Consider the following 10,398-nt stretch of genomic DNA (forward strand, 5'->3'; position numbering starts at 1 on the left):
CGGTCTTCTTGCGTGCACCTTCAAGCAGAGCGCGGATCTGCTCAAACTGCTCGCGGCTGACGTCACTGGGATAGCGTGCTATCATCTCCATATGATCGGATAATTCGGGAAGACTTTGAACGGGCTCTCAGAAGGAATCGCAGCTCACCATTTTCCGATTTCCGATTCAAGCCGACTCGCGCACCACCAACTTCACCGCCATCTCCACCGATTCCACCGACTCGCCGGCAATCAGCGCCAGCAGCCTGTCCACCAACAGGCGTGCCGCCAGCCCAAGATCCTGCCGCACCGTGGTCAACGGCGGCTGGCTGTAGGCGGCCAGCGGAATATCGTCGAAGCCCACTAGCGAAATGTCCTGCGGCACACGGTGGCCGGCTTCGACCAGGGCGCGAATCGCACCGACTGCAATCACATCGGAGACAGCGAACAGCCCGTCCGGTGCATCGGTCTTCTTGAGCATCGCGCGAGTCAGGCGGTAGGCGTCTTCGCTGAGGAAGTGACTGCGCGCATGCAGCCGCGTGTCGAATTCCAGCCCGTGCTGTCCGAGTGCGCGCCGATAACCGGCAAAGCGCGGCGCGACCTCGGGCAGTTGATCGTCGCCCAGAAAGGCGATACGGCGGCGGCCACTGGCGATGAGATGTTCGGTGGCAAGCGCGCCGCCCTGGAAGTTGTCGCTGCCCACGCTGATGTACGACTGCCCTTCGATCTTGCTGCCCCACACCGCCATCGGCAGGCCGTCGCGCGCGGCAGCATCCAGTGCATCGTGTTCGGAGCTTTGTCCGAGCACGATCACGCCATCGGAGCGGCTGCCGCGCGCCAGTTGTTCCACCCAGCCGTCCTGATGCTGATCCAGCTTGGACAGCAACATGCTGTAACCGCGCCCGGTGAGTTCTTCGGCCAGCAACGCCAGCATGGTCATCATGAAAGGGTCCGACAGCGGTTGATCCAGCGCATGCATCATCGGCACCGCAACGCTCACCGTGTTGGAGCGTTTGGCACGCAGGCTGCGCGCGATCGGGTCAACCTGATAACCGGCATCGGCAGCGATCTGCTTGATATAGGCGCGCGTGCGCTCGGCCACCACTGGGCTGCCGGCAAGTGCGCGCGACACGGTGGATTCGGACACGCCCGCCATGCGGGCGATGTCGGCCATCTGCGGGCGGGCGGGCGGCGTTGCGCGTTCTGAAGGTTTGACCATGACAACGCGCTGCGGAAAAACCAGAGTGTAATCAGTTCGCGCGGCAGGCGTGTCACTCCTCGCAGTAGCGGTTGCTTGCGCGTGATGACCAACTGCCATCACGCACGTCGGTGCAAGCGCACAACCTTCAGGTTGCGCTTGCCATTCGCCTCAGGAAGCATGACGCTTTAGAGCCGCTCTAGCCCATGTAGAGGCCGCCATTGACGGCATAGTCCGCACCGGTTACGTAGGCAGCCTCATCGGAAGACAGCCATGCACACAAACCTGCGACTTCTGCAGGTTTGCCCAGCCGGCGCACCGGCACCGAGTTGGCCAGGCGGTCGAGCACGTCGGGTGGAAAGCTGCTGATCGATGCACTGGCGATGTAGCCCGCCGAAATGGTGTTGACGGTGACACCGCGCGAAGCAACCTCTTGCGCCAATGCACGACTGAAGCCATGCATCGCCGCCTTGGCGGTGGCGAAATTGATCTGCCCGATCTGCCCTTTGTGCGCGCTGACCGAGCCGATATTGACGATGCGTCCCCAACCGCGCGAGGCCATGCCATCGACCACCTGCTTGGTGATGTTGAACAGCGAGTGCAGATTGCTGGCGATCACCACGTTCCAGTCGTCGCGCGTCATCTGCCGGAACAGGGTGTCGCGGCTGCCGCCAGCGTTGTTGACCAACACATCGATCTCACCGACCTCGGCCTTGACCTTGGCGAATGCTGCCACGGTTGAATCCCAATCGGCGGCATTGCCTTCGGAGGCGACGAACTCGAAACCCTGCTCGCGCTGCTCACGCAACCAGGAAGTCTTGCGCGGCGAATTGGGTCCGCAACCGGCGACCACGGTATGCCCGCTGCGCGCCAGCTTCTGGCAGATCGCGGTGCCCACACTGCCCATGCCGCTGGTGACGTATGCGATGCGAAGTGTCATTGGTTTAACTCCTTCGGAGTTTGGGGATGGGGAATCGGTAGAGTAGGAGCCGCTGTTGCGGTTCCTGTTGGTCCATTTGGAAGTCAAAAATCGAAACGACAGCGCAGCGCCGCTTTTACGATTCCCCGACCGCGATCAGCGCGCCAGAGGGAACAGGCCAAACAACAACCCGCCCGCCAACATCAATAGAGAAATCAACACCGCCCACTTCAGCGTGAAGCGTTGGTGGTCGGCGAAGTCGACCTTGGCAAGGCCCACCAGCAGATAGGTCGATGGCACCAACGGGCTGAGCAGATGCACCGGTTGGCCGGCAAGAGAGGCACGGGCCATTTCCACCGGGGTGATGCCGTAGTGGCCGGCGGCTTCGGACAGGATCGGGAGCACGCCGAAGTAGAACGCGTCGTTGGACATGAAGAACGTAAACGGCATGCTGACAATCGCGGTGATCACTGCCAGATACGGGCCCCAGCTGTCCGGGATTACCGCCAGAAAGCTGCGCGACATCGCCTCGACCATGCCGGTGTTGGACAGGATGCCGGTGAAGATGCCGGCCGCAAAAATCAGCGACACCACCGACAACACATTGCCGGCGTGATTGACCAGACGACGGCGCTGCTCTGCCAGATTCGGGTAGTTGATCATCAGCGCCAGCGCAAAGCCGATCATGAACAGCACCGGCATCGGTAGCACGCCCACCACCAGCGCGGCCATCAGCGCCAGGGTCAGGATCAGGTTCACCCACAGCAGCTTGGGCCGCTTCATGTCCTCGGTGTCTTCCACGCGCGGCAACGCGTCGTTTTCCTCCGGCAGGCTGGTGTCCAGCCAGTTGCCGTCGGCCGGCAAGCGCACCACGCCCAGGCGGCGACGTTCGCGCATGCCCAACAACCAGGCCAGCGCGATGATGCCGGCGATCGCCATCGCCATCGCCGGTACCAGCGGCACGAACACATCGGCCGGGTCCACATGCAATGCAGTGGCGGCGCGCGCAGTGGGGCCGCCCCACGGGGTCAGATTCATCACGCCGCTCGCCAGAATGGTCACGCAGGTGAGATTGAGCGCGTTCATGCCCAGGCGCTGATACAGCGGCAGCATCGCCGACACGGTGATCATGTAGGTGGTGGAGCCGTCGCCGTCGAGCGAAATAAGCATCGCCAGGATCGCCGTGCCCATCACGATCTTGAGCGGATCGCCCTTGACTAGGCGCAGGATGCGGCCGACCAATGGGTCGAACAAGCCGGCATCGATCATTACCCCGAAGTAGAGGATGGCGAACATCAACATCACGCCGGTGGGCGCGATCTTCTTGATGCCTTCGAGCATCATCTCGTTGATGCCGGTGCCGAAGCCGGCCAGCAACGCGAACACGATCGGCACCGTGATCAGAGCCACCAGCGGCGACAGCCGCTTGCTCATGATCAGGTACATGAAGGTGATCACCATTCCGAAACCGAGCGCGGTCAGCATGCGGGAAAATCCTTTGAGGCGTGCAACAGAGAGGGGGTGGTGCGTGCGGGTGGGGCGCGGAAGCGATGATGCCTGTGCAGTTGCTTGAAACCTGGCGCGGTCACGAACACATCAGAAGTAGTATTGAAAACGGCCGGTCAAGGCCAGCGTTTGATCGACCACCGTATCCATCCTGCGATCGCGGTTGCGGCTGTCGATCACGTTGAGCATCACGCGTAGGTTCGGCTTGAAATACCAGTTGCCACCCAGGGTCCAGGACTGCGTATTGGCTTCGAGGAAGTCGGGCTGCCCGTTCAGATGCTGGTCGCCGCGCATGTAGTCGTAGCGCAAGGCCAGCTCGAAGGCACCGGACGGGCGATTGGGCGTCTTGATACGGCTGAAGCGCCCTGTCTTGCGGTCGTAGCCGCGCGATTCGCCGGTGACAAACCAGCTGACAAGGTCATAGCTGGCCAACACCCTGGCCCGTTGCGCGCCGTCGTCGAGTATGCCGCCGCTCAACTCGGTCTGCCACGACCAGGGGCCGATGACCTCGGCGTATTCCAGCGACCACTTGTCGAAATCGGTGTCGCGGCCATTGCCAAAGCGCGCCATGGTGATGCGGTTGTTGTTGGCCAGGTCGTTTTCCGGACGCGGGCGGATTAACAGCGCGGGGGCACCACCGCTGCCCGGACGCGAATAGCGCTCATGCGCCAGCGACACGCCCAGGTGGCGCAGCCGCGCCTCGCCCATCTCCGGTGCGAAGGTCAGGCGCGTGCCGAGCGCACCGCCCTTGGTGGACGAGTTGTCGATGCTTTCCAGGCTGTAGGCTGCCGTAGACCACGTCGCATCGGGGCGGATGGCCTGCCAGGAGATCGCCTTGCGATAGATCGGTGCCAGCGTGGTCGCCGCATAGCCGCGTTCCAGAAACGGGCCATAGTTGGAGCCGGTGCGATCGTCCAGAGAGAAGTACTGTTTGAACTGGCCCACGGTCAGCGTGCCGGCAGAGAACTTCTTGGCGATATACACATCGCGCGCCAGGATGCCGCGGCTGCCGGGGTCGTATTGCAGGCCGGCAAATTCCGCTTCGGCCTTGTAGTTGAAGCCGTAGAACTTGCCCGCCACATCCAGCCACACGCGGCGGAACTGTGTGTCGTTTCGCTCGGGCGTGCCGCGTTCGTCGTTGTCGAACATGGTGAAGTCCCAGTGCACACGCCCACCCACCTCGGCGGTGATTGCAGCGTCGCCCTCGGCCGCGCGGGCAGCCTGCGCCAGGCAGAGCACGACGCAGACGGTGAAGATGCCCAGACGCAAGGTCTTGTTGCTCACAGACCCTCCCAGGGACATGTATGAATCACGTTCAGCGTTGCACCGCACAACCACACTGCAGCGCGTTTGCAGCAGCCTAGTCCGCCGAAGCTGTCATGGACCTGTCAGGGGACGGGAATCGGGATTTGGGGAATGGGGGATCGCAAAAGCGGAAGAGCTTTTGTCCACGAGGCCTGTTACCTTCCGGCCGCAACAAACTGCCATTCTCGATTCCCCGCCCAATGCGCCTGCTGCTAGTGGAAGACAACACCGACCTCGCCGATGCCATCGTGCGGCGCATGCGCCGTCGTGGGCATGCGGTGGATTGGCAGTCCGATGGATTGGCGGCGGCGAGTGTATTGCGCTATCAGAGCTTCGATCTGGTGGTGCTGGATATCGGCTTGCCCAAGCTGGATGGGCTACGGGTGTTGGCGGGAATGCGTGAGCGTGGCGATACCACGCCGGTTCTGATGCTGACCGCGCGCGATGGCATCGAAGACCGCGTGCAGGCGCTGGATGTCGGTGCAGACGATTACCTGGGCAAGCCGTTCGACTTCCGCGAGTTCGAAGCGCGTTGCCGCGTGCTGCTGCGCCGCAATCGCGGACAGGCCAGCGAGGTGGTGCAGATCGGCGGTTTCGTGTTCGATAACGCCGCGCACACGCTGATGCTGGACGGCGTGCCGATCGAATTGCCCAATCGCGAATACCGCCTGTTCGAAATCCTGATCGGACGCTTGGGCCATGTGATTGGCAAGGACGAGATCGGAAACGGTTTGTTCGGCTTCGACGACGATGCCGGGCCCAATGCCATCGAACTGTATGTCGGGCGCCTGCGGCGCAAGTTGGCAGCTGCGCCGCTGCGCATCGTCACCGTGCGGGGTGCCGGCTACAAACTTGAAGAAGTCGACCCGCATGCGCCAGTGGAGCCGGGCGTCGATGGCTGAGTCTCCCACAGTATCGCCATCGATCCGGCGCACCCTGCTGCTGTATTTGGGCAGCCTGTCGCTGCTGGGTGCGGTGGTGCTGTTCTTTGCCGCGCGCGACTACGGCGAGCGGGCGGCCAACCGCTCCTACGATCACCTGCTGGTGTCCTCGGCACTGTCGATCATCGGTAGCGTGGCGCTGGTCGGCGGCGATTGGCAGGTGGATTTGCCGTATGCCGCGCTGGACCTGCTCGGCATGGCGCCGGAAGACCGCGTGTTCTATCGCGTGTTCGATGCGCAAGGGCGCACCATCACTGGCGAAGAGACATTGCCGTTGCCGGCGCGCGCGCCCAGCGACGAGCGCCCGCTCTTGTTCGATGCCGATTACAGCGGCGAGCCGGTGCGCTTTGCGGTGGTGATGCGTCGGGTGGCATCGGCGTCCGGGCAGGGCGAGGTGCGCGTGCAGGTGGGCCAGACCCGGCGCGCGCGCGATGCGGTGGCGCGCGATGTGGTGCTCAATGCCCTGTCGGCGATCGGCGTGCTGTCGCTGCTGGCCTTGGGCCTGGTGTGGCTGGGCGTGTATCGCGCCCTGCGCCCGTTGCGGCGCATCGAGCGAGATCTGTCGCTGCGCGAGCCCTCCGATCTGAAACCGCTGAGCGTGCCGGCACCGCAGGAAATGCAGCTGATGGTGACTGCACTCAACCGCTTCATGGCGCGGCTGTCGTCCAGCAACGAAACCTTGCGCGCCTTTATGGCCGAAGCCGCGCACCAGATACGTACGCCGCTGGCTGCCTTGCGTGCGCAGGCGCAGTTGGCGATGGACGACGACGACCCACGCGAGATGCAACGCAGCCTGGTGGCGATCGAGCGCAATGCCAGCCATATGAGCCGGCTGCTCAACCAGTTGCTCAGCGATGCCAGCGTGATCCACCGCGCCAATCTGCAGCGCTTTGCCACCGTGGATCTGGCCGAGGTAGTGCACCAGGCCCTGCACGAAGCGCTTCCGCGTAGCGAGGGTGCGCCGCGTGTGCACCTGGCGATCGACCCGCAGCCGGTGCTGCTGCGTGGCGATGCATTGCTGCTGCGCGAGGCGCTCAAGAATCTGATCGACAACGCCTCCAAGTACGGCGGCGGCGCGCCGTTGCAGGTGGCGCTCACCAGCGACGGCAGCCATCATGTGGTTACCATCGCCGATCACGGACCCGGCATTCCAGCCGCCGAGGCCGAGCGCGTGTTCGAGCGTTTCGTACGCGGGCCGGATGCGCCTGCCGGCGGTGCGGGGCTGGGGCTTGCGATCGTCAAACGCGTGGTCGAAGCGCATGGCGGGCGCATCGATCTGGCCAACCGCATCGGCGGCGGGCTGATCGCCTCGTTGCAATTTCCTGGAGGGACGCGGTGATGCGCGTGTTGTTGCTGATGGTGGTGTTGCTGGCACATGGCATCGCATGCGCGGCGCCCGGCGATGTGCGGGTGTTTCCCGCGCATCGCCCGATGCGTGCGCAACTGCGCGTGCAAGGCTCCACCGATCTGGAAGTCTTCAGCGCGGTCATCCAGGACTACCAGCGCCTGCATCCGGGCACCGAGGTGATTTACGAAGACGTGATCGCCTGGGACATCTACTACCGCTATCTGCATCGAGGCAAAGGCATGCCTGCTGCGGACATGCTGATCAGCGCCAGCATGGATCTGCAGACCAAGCTGGTGAACGACGGCCACGCACTGGCGCATCGCTCCGCGCAGACCGAGGCGTTGCCGGCGTGGGCGCAGTGGCGACACGAAGTGTTCGGCATCAGCTACGAGCCGGTGGCCATCGTCTACAACACGCGCAAGCTGGATGCCGCACGCGTGCCGCGCACACGCAGACAGCTGCTGGCCTTGCTGCGCGCGCCCGATGCACCGCTGCGCGGGCGGGTGGGTACCTACGATGTCGAGCGCAGCGGCGTGGGCTATCTGTTCGCCACCCAGGACGGGCAGGTCGGCAGCATTGCCGGCGCGCTGCTGGCCGCGTTGGGCGCCAATCAGGTCAGGCTGGAAGAACGCGCCGGCACCTTGCTCGACCGCGTCAGCCGTGGTGAGCTGCTGTTGGCCTACAACGTGCTTGGCTCTTACGCGCAGACGCGCATCGATGCCGGCGCGCCGCTGGGCATCGTGCAGCCGCAGGACTACACGCTGCTGGCGCTGCGCACCGCAGTCATTCCCAAGACCGCTCCGCATGCACCGGAGGCGCGCAGATTCCTGGATTATCTGCTCTCGCCACGCGGCCAGCAGGTGCTCTCGCGCGAGGCGCGGCTGATGCCTATCCTGCAGGCCGCCCGTGGCCGGGGCGGCGCGGCGCAACCGCCGTTCCGCCCGATCCCGCTGGGGCCCGGCCTGCTGGTGTATCTGGACAAGCTCAAACGCCGGCAGTTTCTGGACGCCTGGCGGGCCAGCACGCAGCCGCCGCGTTGAAGCGCTCGTGGCATTCGCGCCCCGCACAGGCGTGATCGCTGCCGGGATGCAGCACGCAGCCGCGGCCCGTGCGCGTCGCTTGCCCCGGCTACCTGCGCACCCGATGGAGCGCCCACCCGCAGGCGTGGGAAACCGACTCATCCATGTGCCAGACTTGGCGCATGGCCGATCTCACCATCCTCGTCGCCGACGATCACCCGCTGTTCCGTGCCGCCGTGATCCACGTTCTGCAGCAGACCTTGCCGCAGGCCGATGTGGTGCAGGCTTCAAGCGCCGCCACGCTGAGCGCGATGCTGCGCTCGTATCCACAGGCCGAGCTGGTGCTGCTGGATCTGGCCATGCCGGGCGCGCGCGGGTTTTCGGCGCTATTGCATGTACGTGGCGAGCACCCGGATATCCCGGTGGTGGTGATCTCTTCCAACGATCACCCGCGCGTGATCCGGCGCGCGCAGCAGTTCGGCGCGGCCGGCTTCATTCCCAAATCCACCCCGGCCGAATCGATCGGCACCGCCGTGGCCAGCGTGCTGGAGGGCGGTACCTGGTTCCCGCCGATGACCGCCGAGCGCTCCGAGGCCGACGCGCAACTGGCCTCCAAACTCGCCCAGCTCACCCCGCAGCAATTCCGCGTGTTGCTGAGCCTGGCCGACGGCCTGCTCAACAAACAGATCGCGCACGCACTGGGGCTTGCCGAGAACACCGTCAAGGTCCACGTCACCGCCATCCTGAAAAAGCTGGACTGCTACAGCCGCACGCAAGCGGCGGTGCTGGTCAAGGCATTGGAGCCGGAAGGCGAGGGCTGATCGAGCTGCGCCAAACAGTTCGACAAATGCGCTGCACGGCTATCGGGCAACGCTCATCTGCAGCGTCAGCGGCAACGTTGGTGTGACATTGCATACATGTACGGCAGGCTGCGCGCACGAATTGCTGCAATCGTCACGTGCGAACAGGCGAAGTGGCCTTGCGATGTCCAGATAGCGACTTTAACGCTGGCGACGCATGGACTGGGCTCCAACGGACCGCAGCAGTCCACTCCGGATTGTCGAATGCGACGTTGCTACGCTCATGTTCCCGTTGTGCGCACGGGCAGTCTGTGGAAGCTTCAGGGCGCCCCCTCCCTCTCTGCTACTTGCGCGTCTGTTTACTGGGCCGCCCATCGACCAGCATGTACTCGCCGTCCTTTCGACTCGCCTGGACGCTTCAAGCACTTCGGCTTTCACTTCGATGGCGTCTGCGCGCGCTTGCGCAGCTTGCAGTCGTACGTCGGCGTGCTGCAACAGCAGCCAATAGCCCAGCAGAGTAAAGTGCGGCAAAGCCTGCAAATACCGCAATGATCTTCCAGGCCCAGACCACCTTCGGCCACAGCGCCGCTTCAAGTCGCTGCTGCTGATCCTGGAATTGCGCCACCATCTCCTTCCTGAACTTGACCTCCTCTTGCTCCTTGGCCGCCTGCAGTGCGGCCTGCGCATGCCGGGTCTGCTCTTGCTAGCTGGAAATCAAGGTGTCGAGCTGCCCATCGGCCAGCGCAATCTGTGCAAGCACATCATGTGCGTCGTCGTTCATCTCATCCTCCCGGCAGCCACTGTATCAGCGTGAGAATCCTTGCTGCTGTGCTTCCATCTGCCGCTGCTGGGCCTGGACTGAGGACTGCTCCGGTTGCCGCTGCGTTTCCGCCGCCAGCTGTTGCAGGCTCTGATCCAGCGGCTGCACTGCAGCCTGGGATATATCGATGAGTGCGCGGTCAATGAGCAACGGGTTGTTCGGGTTGGTCGAAGTTGCAAGCAAACCCTGGCCATCGCGGACCGGCGTAAGTGCATCGATGCTGGGCAGATGGTGCAGCTTGGCTTGGTAGGCAACGGCCCCGGCAACGCCCTCCATCTGCACCCGATCGAGATAGCCACCGGCTTGCCGTCCCAGCCGTTCCAGATGCGTCATCGCTTGCGCGAACAATGGGTTGTTCCGCCCTGGCAACTGTTACTGCCTGGCCAAATCGACACCTGATTAGCCCTGACTCTCAGCCATAAAAATTGCGCGCTGCACGCAAAACCGGCTCTGGACATGGTGTGGATTGCATCATGGCCGTGCCCAGTCGTGGCAGCATGTCGCGCAAGCAGAATCGACGATTAAACCGATAGGCCGCTTCTCCCAGGTAACGCGTTGCGTAT

General features: G+C 63.8%; 9 protein-coding genes and 2 pseudogenes. 4 read left to right on the forward strand and 7 right to left on the reverse strand.

Annotated elements, in window-relative coordinates; all coding sequences use genetic code 11:
- The 5 genes and pseudogenes from XpopCFBP1817_RS17075 to XpopCFBP1817_RS17095 form a co-directional block, all read right to left on the reverse strand.
- Positions 1 to 85: pseudogene (locus XpopCFBP1817_RS17075) on the reverse strand (IS5/IS1182 family transposase); the annotation flags it as partial.
- An 81-nt stretch (positions 86 to 166) separates the two neighbouring features.
- Positions 167 to 1,198: a LacI family DNA-binding transcriptional regulator gene (locus XpopCFBP1817_RS17080; protein WP_128418027.1), complete on the reverse strand. Its 1,032-nt coding sequence runs from the start codon at positions 1,196 to 1,198 to the stop codon at positions 167 to 169.
- A gap of 178 nt (positions 1,199 to 1,376) precedes the next feature.
- The gene (gene phbB, locus XpopCFBP1817_RS17085; RefSeq protein ID WP_128418028.1) at positions 1,377 to 2,117 is read right to left on the reverse strand and encodes an acetoacetyl-CoA reductase; all 741 of its coding nucleotides are present in this window, start codon (positions 2,115 to 2,117) and stop codon (positions 1,377 to 1,379) included.
- A 135-nt stretch (positions 2,118 to 2,252) separates the two neighbouring features.
- Complete coding sequence (locus tag XpopCFBP1817_RS17090; protein WP_128418029.1) at positions 2,253 to 3,581, reverse strand: CitMHS family transporter; 1,329 nt, start codon at positions 3,579 to 3,581, stop codon at positions 2,253 to 2,255.
- A 111-nt stretch (positions 3,582 to 3,692) separates the two neighbouring features.
- Positions 3,693 to 4,886 (reverse strand): OprO/OprP family phosphate-selective porin, encoded by a 1,194-nt coding sequence (locus XpopCFBP1817_RS17095; RefSeq protein WP_167393963.1) that lies wholly within the window; start codon positions 4,884 to 4,886, stop codon positions 3,693 to 3,695.
- Positions 4,887 to 5,107: 221 nt separating this feature from the next.
- On the opposite strand from XpopCFBP1817_RS17095, the gene XpopCFBP1817_RS17100 reads away from it, so the two are divergent.
- The 4 genes from XpopCFBP1817_RS17100 to XpopCFBP1817_RS17115 all read left to right on the forward strand — a co-directional run bounded on the left by XpopCFBP1817_RS17100 (position 5,108) and on the right by XpopCFBP1817_RS17115 (position 9,036).
- The gene (locus XpopCFBP1817_RS17100) at positions 5,108 to 5,809 is read left to right on the forward strand and encodes a response regulator transcription factor (protein WP_128418031.1); all 702 of its coding nucleotides are present in this window, start codon (positions 5,108 to 5,110) and stop codon (positions 5,807 to 5,809) included.
- Entirely contained in the window at positions 5,802 to 7,187 is a 1,386-nt protein-coding gene (locus tag XpopCFBP1817_RS17105) for a sensor histidine kinase (RefSeq protein ID WP_128418032.1), read from the forward strand. The genes XpopCFBP1817_RS17100 and XpopCFBP1817_RS17105 overlap by 8 nt, the downstream gene beginning before the upstream one ends.
- On the forward strand, positions 7,187 to 8,236 hold the full coding sequence (locus XpopCFBP1817_RS17110; protein ID WP_128418033.1) for an ABC transporter substrate-binding protein: 1,050 nt from the start codon (positions 7,187 to 7,189) through the stop codon (positions 8,234 to 8,236). Before XpopCFBP1817_RS17105 ends, XpopCFBP1817_RS17110 begins: the two co-directional genes overlap by 1 nt.
- Positions 8,237 to 8,397: 161 nt before the next feature.
- The gene (locus XpopCFBP1817_RS17115) at positions 8,398 to 9,036 is read left to right on the forward strand and encodes a response regulator transcription factor (RefSeq protein ID WP_128418034.1); all 639 of its coding nucleotides are present in this window, start codon (positions 8,398 to 8,400) and stop codon (positions 9,034 to 9,036) included.
- Between the two features lie 784 nt (positions 9,037 to 9,820).
- On the opposite strand, the gene XpopCFBP1817_RS24130 is transcribed toward XpopCFBP1817_RS17115, so the two are convergent.
- Together XpopCFBP1817_RS24130 and XpopCFBP1817_RS17125 are read right to left on the reverse strand one after the other, a co-directional pair.
- Positions 9,821 to 10,168, reverse strand: a complete 348-nt coding sequence (locus XpopCFBP1817_RS24130) for an XVIPCD domain-containing protein (protein ID WP_425479127.1) — start codon at positions 10,166 to 10,168, stop codon at positions 9,821 to 9,823.
- A 79-nt stretch (positions 10,169 to 10,247) separates the two neighbouring features.
- A pseudogene (locus XpopCFBP1817_RS17125) lies at positions 10,248 to 10,398 on the reverse strand (IS1595 family transposase); the annotation flags it as partial.

The sequence above is a fragment of the Xanthomonas populi genome, assembly GCF_002940065.1.
GTDB lineage: Bacteria > Pseudomonadota > Gammaproteobacteria > Xanthomonadales > Xanthomonadaceae > Xanthomonas > Xanthomonas populi.

What these genes read in the sequence shown, in the direction of transcription:
- XpopCFBP1817_RS17080 (WP_128418027.1), bottom strand. Translation starts at nt 1,198, where the DNA reads ATGGTCAAACCTTCAGAACGCGCAACGCCGCCCGCCCGCCCGCAGATG.
- phbB (WP_128418028.1), bottom strand. Translation starts at nt 2,117, where the DNA reads ATGACACTTCGCATCGCATACGTCACCAGCGGCATGGGCAGTGTGGGC.
- XpopCFBP1817_RS17090 (WP_128418029.1), bottom strand. Translation starts at nt 3,581, where the DNA reads ATGCTGACCGCGCTCGGTTTCGGAATGGTGATCACCTTCATGTACCTG.
- XpopCFBP1817_RS17100 (WP_128418031.1), top strand. Translation starts at nt 5,108, where the DNA reads ATGCGCCTGCTGCTAGTGGAAGACAACACCGACCTCGCCGATGCCATC.
- XpopCFBP1817_RS17105 (WP_128418032.1), top strand. Translation starts at nt 5,802, where the DNA reads ATGGCTGAGTCTCCCACAGTATCGCCATCGATCCGGCGCACCCTGCTG.
- XpopCFBP1817_RS17110 (WP_128418033.1), top strand. Translation starts at nt 7,187, where the DNA reads ATGCGCGTGTTGTTGCTGATGGTGGTGTTGCTGGCACATGGCATCGCA.
- XpopCFBP1817_RS17115 (WP_128418034.1), top strand. Translation starts at nt 8,398, where the DNA reads ATGGCCGATCTCACCATCCTCGTCGCCGACGATCACCCGCTGTTCCGT.
- XpopCFBP1817_RS24130 (WP_425479127.1), bottom strand. Translation starts at nt 10,168, where the DNA reads ATGACGCATCTGGAACGGCTGGGACGGCAAGCCGGTGGCTATCTCGAT.